Genomic DNA, 19,544 nt, shown 5'->3' on the forward strand with positions numbered 1-19,544 from the left:
TGCCGGGCCGTCCGGCCAGGCGCGCGGCGACCACCCGCAGGGCCAGCGGGAGCCCTCCGCAGAGCTCCGCGAGCCGCTGGGCCGCCACCGGTTCCGCGAGCACGCGTTCCTCGCCGAGCACTCCGGCCAGGAGCGCCATGCCGTCCTGCGGTTCGAGCACGTCCAGCGGCACCGGCCGGGCCGCGTCGGACGCGATGAGCCCTTCGAGCCGGTGGCGGCTGGTGACGAGCGTGACGCAGTCGGGTCCGCCGGGCAGCAGGGCCCGTACGGTCGCGGAGTCACGGGCGTTGTCCAGGATGACCAGCAGCCTGCGCCGCTCGGTCAGCGTCCGGAACAGCGCGGCGGCGGCCGACGCGGACTCCGGCACCCGGCGCGGCGGCACCCCGAGCGCGGGCAGGAACTCCCTCAGGACGTCGGTCAGCGCGGGTTCCCCGGTCTCGCTGAAGCCGCGCAGATCCGCGTAGAGCCGCCCGTCCGGGAACACGGCCGCCTTGTGGTGCGCCCACTGGAGGGCCAGCGCCGTCTTGCCGACCCCGGCCGGACCGGTGATCAGGCACACCGGCGCCTCGCCCGCCGCCGCCCGGCTGAGCGCGGCCAGTTCCTCCGTACGGCCCTGGAAGCCCCGGGGCGCCCGGGGCAGCAGTTCGGCGGGCGGCACGACCGGCGCGGCCGCCAGGGGCAGCCGGACCAGCGGATCGACGGCGACGGCGGCCACCACGGGGGCCTCGGCCGTAGGGGCGGATACGGACACGGGCGCGGGCGCCGATGCAGGCGCGGGTACGGGGACGACCGGATCGTCCGCGACCACCCCGCCCCGCAGGATCAGCGCGTAGGCGTCGGCCAGCTCCCGCCCGGGGTCGATGCCCAGCTCCTCCGCGAGCAGCCGCCTCGTACGGTGGAACCAGTCCAGCGCCTCCGCCTGCCGCCCCGCCCCGTACAGCGCCTTGATCAGCGAGGCGGCGAGCGATTCCCGCATCGGATGTGCGACCGCCTCCGGACGCAGTACGGCGGCGGCACGGTGGTGCTCGCCGAGCACGGTGTACGTGCGCGCCAGCTCCTCGACGGTGGCGAGCCGCGACTCCTCCAGGGTGTGCGCGGCGGCCTGGAGCGGCGGTCCGGTGAACGCGCCGCCGAGCGCGGGGCCCTGCCACAGCGACAGGGCCTCGGTGAGCATCATGGCCGCGTCGCCCGGCTCGCGTTGCTGCCGGGCCATCATCAGCAGCTCCTCGAACCGCTGCGCGTCCAGGAGGGATTCGGGCACTCGCAGGAGGTAGGCGTCGGTCAGCGTGACCAGTTCGACCCCGTACGCCGCCGCGTCCGCCCCGGTGAGCAGGGCGCGCAGCCGGGACACATGCCCCTGGATGACGCTCCGGGCCTGCGAGGGGGGCGTCTCGTCCCAGAGCGACTCGGTCAGCCGGGCCACCGAGACGGGGGTGTTGGCCGACAGCAGCAGCGCGGCCAGCAGGCTCCGGCGCTTGGCGGGACCGAGCGGCAGGGGCCCGGTGAAGGTGTCGACGGAGACCGTGCCGAGCAGCCGGAACTCCACGGGCGACTTCCCTTCGCAGCGGGCCGCGCCCGGGACGGGGACGCGGATCGCGTACCAGGGTATCGGGGCCTGACGTGGGGCGATGCGGCGCCCACCGCCTTCCGGGCGGCCGAAAACGACCGCTCGGGAACTCAGCCGGGCTGGCCCTGGGTGCGTACGTTCTCGTCCACCGCGTCCTCCTGGTTGCGGTTGGCGTCCAGGTTGGCCTTCATGCGGTCCACCCGGCCGACGATGTGGACGGAGGCGCGCTCACGCTCCTTGCGCAGGACGATCCAGCTGATCGGGGCGGACAGGACCAGCGCGACCAGCACGACCCAGAAGAAGTTGGAGTCACCGAAACCGCGCGGGAAGAGACCCGAGTAGACGGCTCCCCAGGCGACCACGAGGCAGCCGGCGAAGACGCCGAGACGCATCAGCGTGTAGCGGAGCATGTCCATCCACTTCCGTTCGTACGGTTCGAAGCCCCCAAAGGGGCATCGCCCAGTGAAGCACGCCAAGCGGGCGATCTTGGCGGCGGGTCTCAGCGCAGGCTGGTCTCAGCGCAGGCAGGCCTCAGCGCAGCGGAAGGAGCATGGTGACGTCGTCGCGGTGGTCGCCGGGGGCGACGCGGATGGCGCCGGGCACCCGGCCGACCTCCTGGTAGCCGCAGGAGGCGTAGAAGCGCTCCAGGCCCAGGCCGCCCCGGCAGCCCAGCCGGATCGCGTCGATGCCGTCGAAGCCGCGGGCCGCGTCGGCGGCGGCCGCGAGCAGGTCGCGGCCGTGGCCCCGGCCCTGGTGCTTGGGGTGGACCATCACCGTGTACAGCCACAGCCAGTGGGTCATCAGCCGGTGGGTGTTGAAGGTGAGGAACGCGGTCGCCGCGACCCGGCCGTCCTCGTCGTGCCCCACCAGCAGCCGGCTGTGCCCCTCGGACAGCCGCATCAGGGTGCGGACCAGCTCCGGGCGTATCTCCTCGCGGGTCACGGGCGCCACGAAGCCGACGGCACCGCCCGCGTTCGTGACCTCCGTCCACAGGTCGAGGAGGCCGTCACGCAGATCCGGCGTGATCGCGGGGTCCAGGGTGAAAGTAAGAGCCACGGGGCCAAGGTAGTCATTACCTCGGCCCCGTGGCCACAGCATTCCGGCAGGCGGTACGGGAGTCCCGCCACCGCCCGCTTCCGTCTCAGACGCGCATCGCCTGCGGCGTCTCCCGGCGCAGCGGGTCCGGGCCTTCGTACTCGCGGATGATCTCGTAGCGCGTGTTGCGCTCGACCGGGCGGAAGCCCGCGTCACGGATCAGGTCCAGCAGGTCGTCACGGGTCAGCTTGTTCGGCGTGCCGTAGTTGTCCGCGTCGTGCGTGATCTTGTACTCGACGACCGAGCCGTCCATGTCGTCCGCGCCGTGCTGCAGGGCGAGCTGGGCGGTCTGCACACCGTGCATCACCCAGAACACCTTCACGTGCGGGACGTTGTCGAACAGCAGCCGGGAGACCGCGAACGTCTTCAGCGCCTCGGCGCCCGTCGCCATGGTCGTCCGGGCCTGCAGCTTGTTGCGGACCTTGCCGTCCTTCATGTCCACGAAGTCGTGCTGGTAGCGCAGCGGGATGAAGACCTGGAAACCGCCGGTCTCGTCCTGGAGTTCCCGCAGCCGCAGCACGTGGTCCACGCGGTGGCGCGGCTCCTCGATGTGGCCGTACAGCATCGTGGCCGGGGTCTTCAGACCCTTCTCGTGCGCCAGGCGGTGGATCCGCGACCAGTCTTCCCAGTGCGTGCGGTGGTCCACGATGTGCTGGCGGACCTCCCAGTCGAAGATCTCGGCGCCACCGCCGGTCAGCGACTCCAGGCCCGCGTCGATGAGTTCGTCGAGGATCTCGGAGGCCGAGAGACCGGAGATCGTCTCGAAGTGGTGGATCTCCGTCGCCGTGAACGCCTTCAGCGAGACGTGCGGCAGCGCGGCCTTCAGCTCCCGCAGCGAGCGCGGGTAGTAGCGCCACGGCAGGTTCGGGTGGAGGCCGTTGACGATGTGCAGCTCCGTCAGGTTCTCCGACTCCATCGCCTTGGCCAGCTTCACGGCCTCCTCGATGCGCATCGTGTACGCGTCCTTCTCGCCCGGCTTGCGCTGGAACGAGCAGTAGGCGCAGGACGCCGTGCACACGTTGGTCATGTTGAGGTGCCGGTTGACGTTGAAGTGGACCACGTCGCCGTTCTTACGCGTCCGCACCTCGTGCGCGAGGCCGCCGAGCCAGGCCAGGTCGTCCGACTCGTAGAGTGCGACGCCGTCCTCACGGGTCAGCCGCTCACCGGAGCGGACCTTCTCCTCCAGCTCGCGCTTGAGCCCGACGTCCATACCAACACCTTTCGCCGACAACCTGACCAACCGTACTCCCCCGGAACACCTGCTCCCGGCGGCTACACCTCTTCGGGAAGCTCCCCCACCCGGTTCTCCCACTTGGTGGAGAGCACGATCGTGGTGCGGGTGCGCGAGACGCCCTTGGTGCCGCTGAGTCTGCGGATCGTCTTCTCCAGGCCGTCCACGTCCGAGGAACGGACCTTCAGCATGAAGGAGTCGTCACCGGCGATGAACCAGCAGTCCTCGATCTCGGTGAGGTCCCGCAGCCTGCGCGCCACGTCCTCGTGGTCGGCGGCGTCCGAGAGCGAGATGCCGATCAGCGCCGTCACCCCGAGGCCGAGGGAGGCCGCGTCCACGGTCGCGCGGTAGCCGGTGATGACCCCGGCCGCCTCCAGCCGGTTGATCCGGTCCGTGACGCTCGGCCCCGACAGACCGACCAGGCGGCCCAGCTCCGCGTACGAGGCCCGGCCGTTCTCCCTCAGGGCCTGGATGAGCTGCCTGTCCACCGCGTCCATGCGATCGAAGCCTTCCGGTGTGAAATTGCCAAGTGGAGTGAGAAGTACCGCTGATGGAGAAGTACCGCCGCAAGCCCTGCTACGTGCTCTGCGCCCCGCCGCCCAGTTCGCCCTTCCAGCGCCGGTAGAGCCCGTGCCCGACGCCCGCCGAGTCCAGCACCCGCCCGGCCACGAAGTCCACCAGGTCCTGGATGTGGGTGGCGCCCGCGTAGAAGGCGGGCGAGGCGGGGACCACGCTCGCGCCCGCGTCGTCCAGGGCGACGAGATGGCGCAGGGTCTGGCCGTTCAGCGGGGTCTCCCGTACGGCCACGACCAGCGGCCGGCGCTCCTTGAGCGTGACGCTCGCCGCGCGCTGGAGCAGGTCCTTGGACAGGCCGAGGGCGACTCCCGCGACACAGGCGGTGGAGGCGGGGACGATCAGCATCCCCTTGGCCGGGTACGACCCCGAGGACGGCCCCGCGGCCAGGTCCCCCGCGCTCCAGTACCGCACGCCGCTCACGTCCGCCTCGAAGGTGCCGGGCTTGCCGTCCGCGCCGCGCCCCAGCCACTCCCGCAGGTCCTCCTGCCAGTGCGCGTCGCGGAACGAGATGCCCGTCTCGTCCAGCAGCGTCAGCCGCGAGGCCCGGCTGACCACCAGGTCCACCGCCTCACCGGCGTCCAGCAGCGCCCGCAGCACGGCAGCCGCGTACGGCGTCCCGGAAGCTCCGGAAACCCCCACGATCCAAGGCACGCGCTGCGATTCTCCTGCGTTCACACCTTGAGAGTACCGGCGTGACGCGGCGTGTTCAGGCCGGGTGGGGGCTATCCGAACTGTCGTACTCGGACCGCGCTCAGACCGTCAGACCCCGCACCAGCAGGTCCAGCAGCGCGCACACGAAAAGCGCGATGCCGATGAAGCCGTTGACTTGGAAGAACGCCCGGTTCAGGCGGGACAGGTCGTGGGGGCGGACGATGCGGTGTTCGTAGACGAAGGCTGAACCCACGATGACCAGGCCCAGCCAGAAGAACGGGCCCGCGTGGGTGAGGAGGGCATAGCAGACGAACAGGGCCATCGTGATCGCGTGGCAGACGCGCGCGCCCCAGATCGCCGCCGGGATGCCGAAGCGGGCCGGGACCGACTTCACGCCGATCTCGCGATCGGTCTCGACGTCCTGGCAGGCGTAGATCAGGTCGAAGCCGCCGATCCAGATGCCGACCGCGAGGCCGAGGATCACCGCGTCCCAGGACCAGGTGCCGGAGATGGCGAGCCAGCCGCCGACCGGGCCCATCGCCTGGGCGATGCCGAGGATGGCCTGCGGGAAGTTGGTGAACCGCTTGCCGTACGGATAGACCACCATCGGGATCACCGCGACCGGCGCGAGCGTCAGGCACAGCGGGTTCAGCAGGGCGGCCGAGCCGAGGAAGACGACCAGGGCGATCAGCGCGCCGGTCCACGCGTGCCGTACCGACATCGCGCCGGTGACCAGCTCGCGGTGGGCGGTGCGCGGGTTACGGGCGTCGATCTCGCGGTCGATGATCCGGTTCACGGCCATCGCGAAGGTGCGCAGGCCGACCATGCAGATGGTGACCAGGAGCAGCTGGGCCCAGTGGATGTTCTTGTCCCACTGGTACATCGCGGTCAGCGAGGCGATGTAGGCGAAGGGCAGCGCGAAGACCGAGTGCTCGATCATCACGAGGCGCAGGAAGGCTTTGGTGCGGCCCGGCTGCGGGATCGCGGCGGCGGAGGGGGTGCTCACAGCCCGTACTCCGGATCATCCCCGCGTCGGCGGGGAAACCCCGTCTTCGCGCTGCTCGACGCCATCATTCCGATGTCTTTCACAGTCCGTACTCCTTCCAGCGCCGGGTCACCCGTTCAGCCGTATCCGGATCCGACAGGACCATGTCCGGCCACCCCCCGTCCCTCGTGTAGCCCTCCTCGGGCAGCTTCTTCGTCGCGTCGATGCCCGCCTTGCCGCCCCAGAACTGCTGGTAGGACGCGTGGTCGAGGTGGTCGACGGGGCCCTCGGCGACCACCAGGTCACGGGCGTAGTCGGTGTTGCCCAGCGCCCGCCAGGCGACCTCGTGCAGATCGTGCACGTCGCAGTCGGAGTCGACGACCACGATCAGCTTGGTCAGGGACATCATGTGTGCCCCCCAGATCGCGGACATCACCTTCTGCGCGTGCTTCGGGTACTTCTTGTCGATCGAGACGATCGCGCAGTTGTGGAAGCCGCCCGCCTCGGGCAGGTGGTAGTCCACGATGTCCGGGACGATGATCTTCAGCAGCGGCAGGAAGAAGCGCTCGGTGGCGCGGCCGAGGGGGCCGTCCTCGGTCGGCGGGCGGCCGACCACGATCGACTGGAGCAGCGGCCGCTTCCGCATCGTCACGCAGTCGATCTTCAGCGCGGGGAACGGCTCCTGCGGGGTGTAGAACCCGGTGTGGTCGCCGAAGGGCCCCTCGGGCAGCATCTCGCCCGGCTCCAGCCAGCCCTCGATGACGACCTCGGCGTTCGCCGGGACCTGGAGCGGGACGGTCTTGCAGTCGACCATCTCGATCCGCTTGCCCGCGATGAACCCGGCGAACATGTACTCGTCGATGTCGCCGGGCAGCGGGGCGGTGGAGGCGTAGGTGACGGCGGGCGGGCAGCCGAAGGCGATGGCGACGGGCAGCCGCTCACCGCGCTTCGCGGCCACCTGGTAGTGGTTGCGGCTGTCCTTGTGGATCTGCCAGTGCATGCCGATGGTGCGCTTGTCGTGCCGCTGGAGCCGGTACAGGCCGAGGTTGCGGACGCCGGACTCCGGGTCCTTGGTGTGGGTGAGCCCGAGGTTGAAGAAGGAGCCGCCGTCCTTGGGCCAGGTGAAGAGCGCGGGGAGCGCGTCGAGGTCCACGTCGTCGCCGGTGAGGACGACCTCCTGGACGGGCGCGTTGTCGCCCTTGACCTTCTTCGGCGGGACGTGCGCCATCGAGCCGAGCTTGCCGAACGCCTCGCGGACGCCGACGAAGCCGTGCGGCAGCTCGGGCCGCAGCAGTCCGCCGATCTTGTCGGAGATCTCGGCGTACGACTTCAGGCCGAGCGCCTTGAGGAGACGGCGGTCGGTGCCGAAGACGTTCATCGCCAGGGGCATCGCGGAGCCCTTGACGTTCTCGAAGAGCAGTGCCGGTCCGCCGGCCTTCTGCACCCGGTCGACGATCTCACCGACCTCCAGGTACGGGTCGACCTCGGCCTTGATGCGCTTGAGGTCACCCTCGCGCTCCAGCGCCCGCAGCAGGGAGCGAAGATCGTCATAAGCCATGTGTCCCAGTATCGGCCACCGGATACGCTGGCTCGGTCACCGGGGCCGTACACACCGTCGGGAGAACCCGCACCCATGCTCAGGTATCTGCCGTTCCTGCTGGTCCTGGCCCTGTGGATCTACGCCCTCGTGGACTGTCTGAACACCCCCGAGGACGAGGTCCGCCACCTCCCCAAGCTCGCCTGGGTGGTCGTGATCCTCCTGTTCGGCGAGATCCTGGTCGGCCCCGTCGCCTGGCTGCTCGCCGGGAAGGTCCGTCACCGGCCCGCCCCCGCGGGCACCTGGGTCGCCCCGGACGACAACCCCGATTTCCTGAAGTCCCTGGAGAAGGACGACCCCGACCGGGACTGAGGGGCTCGTAGACTCCTGGCGTGGCATTCATGAGCACTCCGCACTGCTGCTTCCTGTGACCGGACGGCACTGAGGGCGAGGCCGGACGGCGTCGCCCTCCTCGGTGTGCCCGCGGTGTGCCCCCCCTTCTCGGCGTCGCCCTTCTCCGGGCCGGTACGCCCTTTTCCCGGTTCTCCGGCGCACACGCGGGCGCGGTCCCCTTCCCGTCGCCACGCCAGGAGCGCTGCCATGCCCGCATCCCCCTCCCCCTCCCCCGCCCTCGATTCCGTCCTCGGTCTGCTGCGCTGCCCGGTGTGCCGGGTGCCGTCCCTGCGCCGCGAGCGGAGCGTGCTGCGCTGTCCGGCGGGGCACGCCTTCGACATCGCCCGGCACGGCTACGCCGGGCTGCTGACCGGGGCGCGGGCCACCAGCGGGGACGACACGGCGATGGTCCGGGCGCGGGAGCGGTTCCTGGCGGGCGGGCGGTACGCGCCCGTGCGGGACGCGGTGGCCGGGCTGGCGGTGGACAGTGGGTCGGCCGGGACGGGCGGCGCGGTGCTGGATGCCGGGTGCGGTACGGGCTACTACCTCGCCGGTGCGCTCGACCGGCTGCCCGCCGCGCGCGGTCTTGGCCTCGACAGCTCGGTACGGGCGCTGCGGACAGCGGCCAGGGCGCATGAGCGGGCCGCCGCTGCCGCGTGGGACGTGTTCCGTCCCTTTCCGCTGGCCGACCGGGTGGCCGATGTGGTCCTTGACGTGTTCGCGCCGCGCAATCCGGCCGAGTTCCACCGGGTGCTGCGGCCGGGCGGGCGGCTGATCGTGGCGCGGCCGACCGGGCGTCATCTGGCCGAGCTGCGCGCGCCGGTGGCGGTCGATCCGGCCAAGGAGGAGCGGCTGGGCCGGGCGATGGAGCCCTTCTTCACGGCGACGGTCACCGAGCGGGTGGAGTACGTGTTGTCCCTGCCCCCGGCGGACGCCCGCGATCTGCTGGACATGACCCCGACCGCCCGTCACCTGGGCCCCTCGGAGGCGGCCCTCCCCCGCCAGGTCACCGTCTCCGTGCTGGCCACCGCCTACCGCCCCCGCTGACCGCACGTTTCCCCGGCGCCCCCGGCCGGGCACAGTGCCCGCATGGACACGGAGTTGGCGCGGGCCTGGCTCGCCATCGCCCTGGAGGAGGCCCGTACCGGGCGGGCCGAGGGCGGGGTGCCGGTCGGGGCCGCGCTGTACGGCCTCGGCGGGGAGCTGCTCGGGCGGGGGCGGAACCGGCGGGTGCAGGACGACGACCCCTCGGTGCACGGGGAGACGGCCGCGTTCCGGGCGGCGGGGCGGCAGCGGTCGTACCGGGGGACGACCATGGTGACCACGCTCTCGCCGTGCTGGTACTGCTCGGGTCTGGTGCGGCAGTTCGGGATCTCGCGGGTGGTGATCGGGGAGGCGGAGACCTTCTCCGGCGGGCACGAGTGGCTCGCCGCGCACGGGGTGGAGATCGTACTGCTGGACGATCCGGAGTGCGTGGCGCTGATGCGGGGGTTCATCGAGGAGCGGCCGGAGCTGTGGTTCGAGGACATCGGGGTGTGAGGACGCCTCCGAGTTCAAGCCCTCTCCCGGTCACGGTCGGTTAATCACTTCCGCGTTCGGCTCACCATCCGTTCCGCTGAAATGACCGGCGCGGGCATGTCTCCACCGCTCGGGACGGCATTCCCTTGAGCGGGGCCCGTGCAGTGGCCCCCTCTGCGATCGGAGACGCGTGCGAATCACTGACATCCAGCGCTGCGAGGTCCGGCCGGGACGGCTCGTCGAGTGGACGCTGAGTCCGGCGACCGTCGCGGCGGCGGCGAGCCTGCCGGAGGACTCCCGGCCCCCGGCCTACATCCAGGAGTCGCACATCAGGACCGCGAGGACCGTCCGGGAGGACGGGCTGTTCGTGCCGACCTGGCTGGGGACCTCCTTCGACCTGCCGGGCCCGGTCGATCTCGACGTGCTCCAGGAGGCCCTGCGCGCCTGGACCGTACGGCACGAGACGCTGCGCAGCGGCTTCCGCTGGGCGGGCGAGAGGGGCGACGAGCTGCGCCGGTTCACGCTGGCCGAGGACGACGTGACCCTGCACCGGGAGGCGGTCGGCGACTTCCCGGACGCGGAGGCGCTGGCCGCGCATCTCCAGGACCGTTTCGACACGGTGGCGGACGCGCTGCGCTGGCCGAACCTGATCTACGCGGCGGTCGTACGGGACGACTCGGCCACCGTGTTCCTCGCCTTCGACCACAGCAATGTGGACGCGTACTCGCTGCACGGCATCCCGGCCGAGATCGAGGAGCTGTACACGGCGGGGATCGCGGGGCGCGGGCCTGTGGTGCGCACCCCGGCGGCCAGTTACGTCGACTTCTGCGAGATCGAGCGCGCGGACGCGGACCGGCTCGACGGCGACCACGCGATCGTGGCCCGCTGGCGGGAGTTCATCCAGCGCTGCGACGGCACGCTGCCCTCGTTCCCGGTGGACCTCGGCGTCGAGCCGGGCGGCCCGCTGCCCCGGCAGAAGATGATCTGCGAGCCGCTGGTGGACGCGGAGGCGGCGGCCGCGTTCGAGGCGTACTGCCGTCCCTACGGTGGGAGCCTGGTCGGGCTGCTCGCGGCCACGGCGCTGATCGTGCACGAGCTGGGCGGTCTGCCGGTGTACCGCACGGTCGTCCCCTTCCACACCCGGGTGAAGTCCCGCTGGACCGGCTCGGTCGGCTGGTACGTCGGCGGCGCCCCCATCGAGGTCCCGGTGGCGCACGCCCCCGACCTGACGGCCACCCTGCGTACGGTCCGCGCGGAGCTGCAGTCCAACCGCGCCCTGTCCCGGATGCCGCTGGCCCGTGTCCTGCGGCTGCTCGGCGCCGACTTCCGCCCCACCTCGCCCGACCTGTACTCGATCGTGTCGTACGTCGACACCCGGGGCATCGCGGGCGCCGACCGCTGGTCGGACCAGAACGCCCACGCCCTGCTCCGTGTCTCCTACGGCGACCAGGTCTGCGTCTGGGTCAGCCGCCTCCACGACGGCCTCTGGCTCGCCAGCCGCCACCCGGACACGGACGTGGCGGCGAAGAACATGCGCCTGTACGTGGAGCGCCTGCGCGACCTGATGTCGACGCTGCCGGGGTGAGCGGGCAGGCGACGCGGAGGCGCGGGAGACCGAAGCGGCCCGGCTAGCTCAGCAGCGTGATCAGCCGCTCGAACCGCTCGCGCCAGTCCGTCTCCGTCGCGCCCTCGCCCTGGAACTCGTGGGTGAAGCGCAGCGCGCTGCCGTTCTCGCCGTCGCGTTCCAGGTGGAAGCGGATGCGGCCGCCGCCCTCGACGGTGTACTCGGCGACGCGGTCCACGTCCCAGGCGGTGATGCGCCCCGCGCCGAGCCCGCGCAGGGCGACGGTGCCGTCGAGGCGGGGTTCGAGGACGTCCACCGGTGTGCACCAGCCGGTCAGGCCCTCGGCGGTGGCCAGGGCGGGCCAGATGTCCTCCATGGACCTCGGGAGACGCACCAGGAGGTGGAGTATGTGCGTGTTCCCGTGGGTCTGGCTCATGCCCTGTTCGATGGAACCGCTCATGCCACCAGTGTCTCCGACGGGCTCGGCGAACTCATGCCGGAGCGGCGGACACGGGTTCCACGGCGCTGGCCACCGACACGCCCCGCACCGCCCTTCGCACCTCCATCAACCCCCCGACCTGCAGTCACGGCCGAGTGACAGCACGCGGCCCCGAGTCCCTGGGGGGCTCGGGGCCGATGGCGTTGAGGGGGCTCACACTCCGGCGTAGGAGTGCTTGCCCGTCACGAAGATGTTGACGCCGTAGTAGTTGAACAGCCAGCAGGCGAAGGCGAGCATCGCCAGGTAGGCGGCCTTGCGGCCCTTCCAGCCTGCGGTGGCGCGGGCGTGGAGGTAGCAGGCGTAGCCGATCCAGGTGATGAAGGACCAGGTCTCCTTGGGGTCCCAGTTCCAGTAGCGGCCCCAGGCGTCGCCCGCCCAGATCGCGCCCGCGATGATCGTGAAGGTCCAGAGGGGGAAGACCGCCGCGTTCACCCGGTAGGCGAACTTGTCCAGCGAGGCGGAGGCGGGCAGCCGTTCCAGGACCGAGGTGGCGAAGGCGCCGGGCTTGCCGCCGGTCTGGAGCTTGTTCTCGTACGAGTCCTTGAAGAGGTACAGGATCGTGGCGACCGCGCCGACGTAGAACACCGCGCCGCAGAAGATCGCGGTGGAGACGTGGATGTACAGCCAGTACGAGTGCAGGGCCGGGACCAGCTGGTCGCTGGCGGTGTAGAGCACGGTGACCGCGAGGCCGAGGTCCAGCAGGACCGTGGTGATCAGGAACAGGCCGAGCCAGCGCACGTTCTTCTTCAGCGCCAGGAGGCCGAGGTACACGCCGACGGCGACCGTGGAGAAGGTGATGTTGAACTCGTACATGTTGCCCCAGGGGGCACGCTGCACGGAGGCCGCGCGGGCGACCACACCGGCCAGCTCCACGAGGAACGCGAGCACGGTCAGGGAGACGGCGATCCGGCCGTACATGTCGCCCTGGGCGTCGCCGCCGTGGGCGCCGGGGCCGTCCGGCACGTCCCGGGCACCGGCCGCCGAGCGGACGACGACCTGCGGCCGCTCCAGGACGGTGGTCCCGCCCGCCTGCTTGACGGTGACGGCGGGCCCCTTGGCCTTCACGGCCGTGCCGTCCCCGGCCGTGAGCGCGGCGGCGGTACGGCCGACCTTGCTGCGGCTGCCGAAGAGCCATTCGGCGATGTACGCGAAGAAGGCCAGGGTGTAGACGGCCATCGACGAGTAGATCAGCGTGTTGCTGACACTCGCCAGGTGTTCGTTGGTGGCGGCGGCGAGAATCACTGCTGCTCAGCCCCTTCGGCAGGTACGGCGCGGGATGCGTCGGTGTCGTCGTTGGTGTCGTCGTCGGCGGGGGCGGTGCTTTCGGGGGCGCCCGGCGCGGTGTCGTAGAGCGTTCCGGCGAGGTCGGAGAGTTCCTCGGGGACCTTCGCGGACTCGCTGCGGCCGAGGCCCGCCATCTCCACGACCGTCACTCCGTCGGGGCCCGCCACCGCGCGGACCCACACGCGGCGGCGCTGGATGAAGAGGGACGCGGCGAGGCCGAAGATCGCGGCGAGCGCGCCCGCGAGGGCCCAGCCGCCGCCGGGCTCCTGGACGATCTCGAAGCCCGCCCACTCCTTGATGTTCTTCTCGAAGGTGACCGTTCCGGCGCCGTTCGGCAGCGTCATGGTCTGGCCGGGCTTGAGGTTGTCCCGCAGCTGGGCGCCCTTGGCGTCCTTGTAGCCCTTCAGGTGCCGCTGGTCGAGCTGGTAGACGCTCTGCGAGATGCCCGCGTCCACGCCGAGGTCGCCGTGGTACGGCTCCAGGTTGAGCACCGGGTTGAGCAGCGCCGGGAACTGGGAGAGGACGTTGGCGCCGCCGCCGTAGGTCGGCAGGAAGAAGGCCCGGATGCCGAGCTGCTCCTTGGTGCCCTGGGCGTCGCGGTAGCCGTCCATGACCTTGATGACGCCCTGCGAGGTGACGTTGCCGTCGAGCGGGAGGAGGGGGACGGCGTCGCGGTAGACGGCCTTGCCCTTGCCGTCGCGGACGGTGATCACGGGGGCGTAGCCGTGGCTGACGAGGTAGACCTTGGAGTCGCCGATCTTCAGCGGCTCGTTGACCTTGACGAGGGTGGAGCGCTGCTTGCCGTACGCGCCCTCGCTGTAGGCGATCCTCGCCTGGAAGGTGCGCGGGGTGCCGCGGTTGGGGCCGGTCATCTCGTAGGTGCCGGTGAAGCTCTTGAGGTCGAAGCTGAACGGCACCAGGTCGTCGGCCTGGAACATGCTGCCCGACTTGAAGTCGTCATACATCGGCAGCGCGTTGGAGAAGCCGTCGCCCTCGACCATCAGCTTCGTGCCGTCGGACTTGAACATCTGGCCCGAGGCGAAGGCGGTGAGCAGGACGATGAGGGCGATGTGGAAGACCAGGTTGCCCAGCTCGCGCACGTACCCCTTCTCGGCGGCGACCGCGTCGCCCACCAGGTGCGCCCGGAAGCGGCGCTTCTTCAGCAGCGCGAGCGCCGTCTCGCGGACCTGCTCGGGGTCGGCGGTGGTGCGCCAGGTGGTGTACGCCGGGAGACGGTCCAGGCGCTTCGGGGCGCCCGGCGGGCGGCCGCGGAGCTGGCCGACGAACTGCCAGGTGCGCGGGACGATGCAGCCGATGAGGGAGACGAAGAGCAGGATGTAGATCGCGGAGAACCACACCGAGCTGTAGACGTGGAAGAGGCCGAGCTTGTCGTAGACGGGCGCGAGCGTGCTGTGCGCCTTGCGGAAGTCGTCGACCTTGTTGGCGTCGGCGCCGGTCTGCGGGATCAGCGAGCCGGGGATGGCCCCGAGCGAGAGCAGCAGGAGCAGCAGCAGCGCGACCCGCATGGAGGTCAGCTGCCGCCAGAACCAGCGGGCCCAGCCGATCACGCCCAGGGAGGGCGGGGTCGACAGGTCCTCCTGGGGCGCGGTGGACAGCTGGGAGCCGGCCGCGCCCAGGCCCTCCGGGGAGGTGTCGGTAGTGGTCTTGCTCATCAGATCCCCACAGAGAAGCCGTCGGACCAGGTCTGCATCTCCTGCACCAGGTGGTCCCAGGCCCCGGTCAGCAGCAGCACACCGGTCACGATCATCATCGTGCCGCCGATGCGCATCACCCAGACATAGTGGCGTTTGACCCAGCCGAACGCGCCGAGGGCCTTGCGGAAGGCGACGGCGGTGAGCACGAAGGGCACGCCGAGCCCCAGGCAGTACGCGACGGTCAGTATCGCGCCCCGGCCCGCGCTCGCCTGCTGGGAGGAGAGGGCGACGACGGAGGCGAGGGTCGGGCCGATGCAGGGCGTCCAGCCGATCCCGAAGAGGGCACCGAGCAGGGGCGCGCCGAGGAGTCCGGTGGTCGGGCGCCGGTGGAAGCGGAACTCACGCTGGGTCAGCCAGGGCATCAGGCCCATGAAGAAGACGCCGAGCAGGATCATGAGGACGCCGAGGACCCGGGTCAGGACGTCCTTGTAGCTCTGGAGGGTCTGGCCGAAGAACCCGAACAGGGCGCCGCCGGAGACGAACACGACGGTGAAGCCGAGCACGAACAGGGCGGCGCCGGTCGCCATCCGGCCGCGCCGGGCGTCGGCGAGGTCGGTGCCGGTGACGCCGGTCACGTAGGAGAGGTAGCCCGGCACCAGCGGCAGCACGCAGGGCGAGAAGAAGGAGACGAGCCCGCCGAGCACCGCGACGGGCAGGGCGAGCAGCAGGGCGCCGTTGAGCACGGTCTGGTTCTGCCCGCCCGCGGCGAGCGTGAGGAGCGGACTCACGTCACTTCTCCGCCGCGACCGGTTCGAGCATCTCCCGCAGCGCGAGGTCGTCCAGCTGCTCCAGGGCGCGCGCGGCGATCTTCCCGTTCCTGTCGATGATCAGGGTGGAGGGGATCAGCTGCGGGTTGAGGGTGCCCTTCTCGAAGCGGAGCATGAGCTTGCCCGTGGGGTCGTACAGGCTGGGGTACGTGATCCCGTTGGCCTTCTCGAAGTTGCGGGGCTGGGTGGTGTTGGAGTCGCGGGTGTTGATCCCGACGAACTGCACGCCCTTGTCCGCGTACTCCTTGGAGACCTTGGAGAAGTACTTGGCCTCCGCGCGGCAGGGGCCGCACCAGGAGCCCCAGACGTTGATGACGACGACCTTGCCCCGGTAGTCGGCGACGTCGAGGTTCTTGCCGTCGACAGTCTTCCCGGACAGGTCGGGTGCCTTGACGCGCTTGGCCGGGGCGACGGTGTCGACGCCGTTGCTCCCGGTGACGAAGTTGGTGTCGCCGCCCCCGCCGGAGATGCCGCCGCTGCCGCACGCGGACAGGACCAGGGCCGCGAGGGCGGTCACGGCACCGAGCAGAGCGGCGCGGCTACGGGTACTCATGTGAAAAGTTTCGCATGGCGGGTCCGGGGCCTTCGCGCGCCCCCCTGCTGCGGGAAAACCCCATTTCAGCCGGTATTTACACCGGGCATAACGGACAGGCCGTCACGCCTTGGCGTGGAGTCCCTTCCAGCCTCCGGCGGGCTTCTGTCCCACGTCGAGGGTGCGCAGCCCGGCGAGGACCTCGGGCTTCTGCACGTCCAGCCAGTCCGTGAACTGCCGGAAGGAGACCAGGCGCACGTCGCCGCCCTTCTCCTTCTCGCGCGCGATGTGCTTGAACGCCTGCTCCACCGCGTCCATGTAGAGGCCGCCGTTCCAGTGCTCGAAGTGGTTGCCTATGAAGAAGGGCGCCCGGTTCGTCTCGTACGCCCGCTGGAAGCCGGATATGTACGCCTGCGCCGCCTGCCTGCGCCAGCCCGGGTAGTTGTGGGCGGGGGCGTTGGTCGAGTTGATCGACTGGTTGGCGAGCATGTTGTAGTCCATGGACAGGACCTCGAAGGAGTGTCCGGGGAAAGGTATCTGCTGAAGGGGCAGATCCCAGATCCCGAGCCGCTTGGACGGCCAGACCTGGCGACCGCCGGGCGAGGAGGCGTCGTAGCGCCAGCCCAGCTCACGGGCGGTGGGCAGCAGGTTGTCCTGGCCGAGCAGACAGGGCGTACGGCCGCCGGTCAGCTCCTTGTCGTAGTCGAAGGGCAGCGACGGCAGGTCGGTCCAGCCGGTGTTGGTGCGCCACTCCTTGACGAAGGACTTGGCCTGCTCGATCTCGCTCTTCCACTGCCGGGGCGTCCAGTTGCCGACCGTGCCGCGGCCGCCGCAGAAGTGCCCGTTGAAGTGGGTGCCGATCTCGTGGCCCTCCAGCCAGGCCCGGCGGACGTTGGTGAGCGTGGCCTTGACGTGCGCGTCGGTGAGGTAGCCGATGTCGGAGGCGCCGCGCGGGTTGTTCGGCGGGTCGTAGAGGCGCTTCTTCGACTCGGGGAGCAGATAGAGCCCCGAGAGGAAGAAGGTCATGCTCGCGCCGTGCTCCTTGGCCAGGTCCAGGAAGCGCGGGAAGAGGCCGTTGCCGACCTCTCCGGCGCCGTCCCAGGAGAAGACCACGAACTGCGGCGGGGTCTGGCCCGGCTCCAGCGGCTCGGGGCGGGCGGGCTGGTGGGGCTGCGCGCCGGTGAAGGAGGTGGAGCCGTCACCGATGGGGCGGGCCTTGGGACGCGCGGGGTGGCCCTTGCCGTCGCCGCCCGCGCGCTTCCCGGAACCGGGCCGGTGGCCGTCGGCGTCCGGGGAGTGGGCGGACTTCGTGGTCCCGCAGCCCGCGAGCCCGGCGGCCGCCGCCGCGCCCGCGCCGAGCCCGAGTATTCCCCTCCGGGTGATGGTGTGCATGGGTTCCCCGATCCGTCACGCCCGCTGGTGTCACTCAGTCAGAGGGCGCGACGAACGGGGAGGTTGCGCGATCCGCCGCCTATTTCGCAGCGGACACGACAAAGCCGTACGAACCATTCCTTATGGGCGGATTCACGCCTGCCTCAGGCCCCGAACGCCTTGCCCTGTCCGGCACCCTTGGCGGGCTTGGCACCCGCGTGGAGGTGGGCCGGGACCAGGTCGATGGCGGGCTCGCTGTAGCCGACGGAAACGATCTTGTCACCCCGGAAGGTGAAGCTCGTCAGCGAGGCGAGGGTGCACTGCCGCTTGCGCGGGTCGTGCCAGAGGCGGCGCCGCTCGACGTAGGAGCGCACGATCCAGATCGGCAGCTGGTGGCTGACCAGCACCGCCTCGTGACCCCGGGCCCGGTCCTTGGCCGCGTTCAGCGCGCCCATCATGCGGACCACCTGGTCGACGTACGGCTCGCCCCAGGACGGCTTGAACGGGTTGACCAGGTGCTTCCAGTTCTCCGGCTTGCGCAGCGCGCCGTCGCCGACACCGAAGGTCTTGCCCTGGAAGACGTTCTCGGCCTCGATCAGCCGCTCGTCGGTGGCGAGGTCCAGCCCGTGCGCCTTGGCGATCGGGGTGGCGGTCTCCTGCGCGCGCTCCAGCGGGGAGGCGACGACGTACGTGATGTCGCGCGAAGCGAGGTGCTCGGCGACCCGCTCGGCCATCCGGCGGCCCAGCTCGGAGAGGTGGTAGTCGGGCAGGCGGCCGTAGAGGACACCGGCGGGGTTGTCCACCTCGCCGTGCCGCATGACGTGGACGACCGTGAGGTCCTTGTCGCTGGCGCTGGTGCTCACGCGGTCGCCTCCGCGGCGGCTCGGGCCGCCGCCGGGAGGGCGTCGGCGATCTTCTGGATGGCCCGCTCGTCGTGGGCCGTGGACACGAACCAGGACTCGAAGGACGACGGCGGGAGGTACACGCCGTCCGCCAGCAGCGAGTGGAAGAACGCGTTGAAGCGGAACGACTCCTGCCGCCTGGCGTCCTCGTAGGTGCGCACCTGCCGGTCGGTGAAGAACACCGAGAACATGTTGGAGGCGTTCTGCAGCCGGTGGGCCACGCCCTCCTTGCTCAGCGCCTCGGTGACCAGCGACTGGATCTGCGCGGACACCGCGTCGACCTTGTCGTACGCCGCGTCGTCGAGCAGCCGGAGCTGGGCGAGTCCTGCGGCGGTGGCGACCGGGTTACCGGAGAGGGTGCCCGCCTGGTAGACGGGGCCCGCCGGGGCGAGGTGGGCCATCACGTCGGCACGGCCGCCGAACGCGGCGGCGGGGAAGCCACCGCCCATCACCTTGCCGAAGGTCATCAGGTCGGGCTTGACGCCGTCGATGCCGTACCAGCCCGCGCGCGAGGTGCGGAAGCCGGTCATCACCTCGTCGGAGATGAACAGCGCGCCGTTCTTGGCACAGGCGTCCTTCAGGCCCTGGTTGAAACCGGGGTCCGGCGGGACGACGCCCATGTTGCCCGGCGAGGCCTCGGTGATCACACAGGCGATCTCGCCCGGGTGCCGGTGGAAGGCCTCCTGCACGGCCTCCAGGTCGTTGTACGGCAGCACGATCGTGTCCCCGGCCTGCGCGCCCGTGACACCGGGGGTGTCGGGCAGCGCGAAGGTGGCGACACCGGAACCGGCGGCGGCAAGCAGGGCATCGACGTGGCCGTGGTAGCACCCGGCGAACTTGATCACCTTGGACCGGCCGGTGAACCCGCGGGCCAGCCGGATCGCGCTCATGGTCGCCTCGGTGCCGCTGCTGACCAGGCGGACCTGCTCGACGGGCTCGACGCGGGCCACGATCTCCTCGGCGAGCGCGACCTCGCCCTCGCCGGGCGTGCCGAAGGACGTGCCGCGCGCGACCGCCTCCTGCACCGCGGCGATGACCTCGGGGTGCGAGTGCCCGAGGATCATCGGCCCCCAGGAGCACACCAGGTCCACGTACTCGCGCCCGTCGGCGTCCGTGATGTACGGCCCGCTCCCCGAGACCATGAACCGGGGCGTCCCGCCGACGGCACGGAAGGCACGCACCGGGGAGTTCACCCCACCCGGGGTGACGGCGGAGGCGCGGTCGAAGAGCGCCTGGGATGCGGGCGCGTCGTAGGGATAGGGCGTTTCGCTCTGGGCACTCATGGCGTGCGACTACTCCGGCTTCTCGGACTCCGGTGGCGGGGTGACTCCCTCAGGGTAGGCGGTGGGGCGGGAGG

General features: G+C 70.9%; 20 protein-coding genes. 4 read left to right on the forward strand and 16 right to left on the reverse strand.

The features are described from left to right. The 8 genes from GTW40_RS16535 to GTW40_RS16570 all read right to left on the reverse strand — a co-directional run. Positions 1 to 1,546 (reverse strand): BTAD domain-containing putative transcriptional regulator (locus GTW40_RS16535; protein WP_343245720.1); only part of this gene is annotated, 1,546 nt, incomplete at its 3' end. A gap of 131 nt (positions 1,547 to 1,677) precedes the next feature. Beyond that, positions 1,678 to 1,977, reverse strand: coding sequence for a DUF4229 domain-containing protein (locus tag GTW40_RS16540; protein ID WP_161180960.1), 300 nt, complete (start codon positions 1,975 to 1,977; stop codon positions 1,678 to 1,680). 121 nt (positions 1,978 to 2,098) lie between these two features. Beyond that, positions 2,099 to 2,623 carry a GNAT family N-acetyltransferase gene (locus GTW40_RS16545; protein ID WP_161180961.1) on the reverse strand — a complete coding sequence of 175 codons (525 nt, stop codon included), beginning with the start codon at positions 2,621 to 2,623 and terminating at the stop codon, positions 2,099 to 2,101. A gap of 85 nt (positions 2,624 to 2,708) precedes the next feature. After that, positions 2,709 to 3,872 carry an aminofutalosine synthase MqnE gene (gene mqnE, locus GTW40_RS16550; RefSeq protein WP_161180962.1) on the reverse strand — a complete coding sequence of 388 codons (1,164 nt, stop codon included), beginning with the start codon at positions 3,870 to 3,872 and terminating at the stop codon, positions 2,709 to 2,711. Positions 3,873 to 3,934: 62 nt separating this feature from the next. Next, a complete protein-coding gene (locus GTW40_RS16555) occupies positions 3,935 to 4,390 on the reverse strand; it encodes an Lrp/AsnC family transcriptional regulator (RefSeq protein ID WP_161180963.1) in 456 nt (151 codons plus the stop codon). Between the two features lie 79 nt (positions 4,391 to 4,469). After that, positions 4,470 to 5,120 (reverse strand): UbiX family flavin prenyltransferase, encoded by a 651-nt coding sequence (locus tag GTW40_RS16560; protein WP_161180964.1) that lies wholly within the window; start codon positions 5,118 to 5,120, stop codon positions 4,470 to 4,472. Between the two features lie 100 nt (positions 5,121 to 5,220). Beyond that, positions 5,221 to 6,126, reverse strand: coding sequence for a menaquinone biosynthesis prenyltransferase MqnP (mqnP, locus tag GTW40_RS16565; protein WP_161180965.1), 906 nt, complete (start codon positions 6,124 to 6,126; stop codon positions 5,221 to 5,223). A 79-nt stretch (positions 6,127 to 6,205) separates the two neighbouring features. After that, positions 6,206 to 7,663, reverse strand: coding sequence for a menaquinone biosynthesis decarboxylase (locus GTW40_RS16570; protein WP_161180966.1), 1,458 nt, complete (start codon positions 7,661 to 7,663; stop codon positions 6,206 to 6,208). Between the two features lie 75 nt (positions 7,664 to 7,738). Between GTW40_RS16570 and GTW40_RS16575 the strand changes: the two genes are divergently transcribed. The 4 genes from GTW40_RS16575 to GTW40_RS16590 all read left to right on the forward strand — a co-directional run bounded on the left by GTW40_RS16575 (position 7,739) and on the right by GTW40_RS16590 (position 11,138). After that, positions 7,739 to 8,014, forward strand: a complete 276-nt coding sequence (locus tag GTW40_RS16575) for a PLD nuclease N-terminal domain-containing protein (RefSeq protein ID WP_161180967.1) — start codon at positions 7,739 to 7,741, stop codon at positions 8,012 to 8,014. A gap of 228 nt (positions 8,015 to 8,242) precedes the next feature. Next, entirely contained in the window at positions 8,243 to 9,082 is an 840-nt protein-coding gene (locus GTW40_RS16580; protein WP_161180968.1) for a putative RNA methyltransferase, read from the forward strand. A gap of 42 nt (positions 9,083 to 9,124) precedes the next feature. Beyond that, positions 9,125 to 9,574 (forward strand): nucleoside deaminase, encoded by a 450-nt coding sequence (locus GTW40_RS16585; protein ID WP_161180969.1) that lies wholly within the window; start codon positions 9,125 to 9,127, stop codon positions 9,572 to 9,574. 169 nt (positions 9,575 to 9,743) lie between these two features. Next, entirely contained in the window at positions 9,744 to 11,138 is a 1,395-nt protein-coding gene (locus GTW40_RS16590) for a condensation domain-containing protein (RefSeq protein ID WP_161180970.1), read from the forward strand. 43 nt (positions 11,139 to 11,181) lie between these two features. Here the strand turns inward: GTW40_RS16590 and GTW40_RS16595 are convergent, their stop codons facing one another. From GTW40_RS16595 to hemL, 8 genes are all read right to left on the reverse strand, one after another. Next, on the reverse strand, positions 11,182 to 11,577 hold the full coding sequence (locus tag GTW40_RS16595) for a hypothetical protein (RefSeq protein WP_161180971.1): 396 nt from the start codon (positions 11,575 to 11,577) through the stop codon (positions 11,182 to 11,184). A gap of 192 nt (positions 11,578 to 11,769) precedes the next feature. Beyond that, the gene (gene ccsB, locus GTW40_RS16600; protein ID WP_161180972.1) at positions 11,770 to 12,858 is read right to left on the reverse strand and encodes a c-type cytochrome biogenesis protein CcsB; all 1,089 of its coding nucleotides are present in this window, start codon (positions 12,856 to 12,858) and stop codon (positions 11,770 to 11,772) included. Continuing rightward, complete coding sequence (locus GTW40_RS16605; protein WP_161180973.1) at positions 12,855 to 14,573, reverse strand: cytochrome c biogenesis protein ResB; 1,719 nt, start codon at positions 14,571 to 14,573, stop codon at positions 12,855 to 12,857. The genes ccsB and GTW40_RS16605 overlap by 4 nt, the downstream gene beginning before the upstream one ends. Further along, positions 14,573 to 15,343 (reverse strand): cytochrome c biogenesis protein CcdA, encoded by a 771-nt coding sequence (locus GTW40_RS16610; protein WP_161180974.1) that lies wholly within the window; start codon positions 15,341 to 15,343, stop codon positions 14,573 to 14,575. Before GTW40_RS16610 ends, GTW40_RS16605 begins: the two co-directional genes overlap by 1 nt. Before the next feature lies 1 nt (position 15,344). Continuing rightward, entirely contained in the window at positions 15,345 to 15,935 is a 591-nt protein-coding gene (locus GTW40_RS16615; RefSeq protein WP_202485982.1) for a TlpA disulfide reductase family protein, read from the reverse strand. Positions 15,936 to 16,037: 102 nt separating this feature from the next. Next, positions 16,038 to 17,306 carry a hypothetical protein gene (locus GTW40_RS16620; protein WP_161180975.1) on the reverse strand — a complete coding sequence of 423 codons (1,269 nt, stop codon included), beginning with the start codon at positions 17,304 to 17,306 and terminating at the stop codon, positions 16,038 to 16,040. 143 nt (positions 17,307 to 17,449) lie between these two features. After that, on the reverse strand, positions 17,450 to 18,103 hold the full coding sequence (locus GTW40_RS16625) for a histidine phosphatase family protein (protein WP_161180978.1): 654 nt from the start codon (positions 18,101 to 18,103) through the stop codon (positions 17,450 to 17,452). Positions 18,104 to 18,144: 41 nt separating this feature from the next. Next, positions 18,145 to 19,470 carry a glutamate-1-semialdehyde 2,1-aminomutase gene (hemL, locus tag GTW40_RS16630; RefSeq protein WP_161180976.1) on the reverse strand — a complete coding sequence of 442 codons (1,326 nt, stop codon included), beginning with the start codon at positions 19,468 to 19,470 and terminating at the stop codon, positions 18,145 to 18,147. Positions 19,471 to 19,544: the final 74 nt, after the last annotated feature.

It is taken from the genome of Streptomyces sp. SID4985 (assembly GCF_009863025.1).
Taxonomy (GTDB): Bacteria; Actinomycetota; Actinomycetes; order Streptomycetales; family Streptomycetaceae; genus Streptomyces.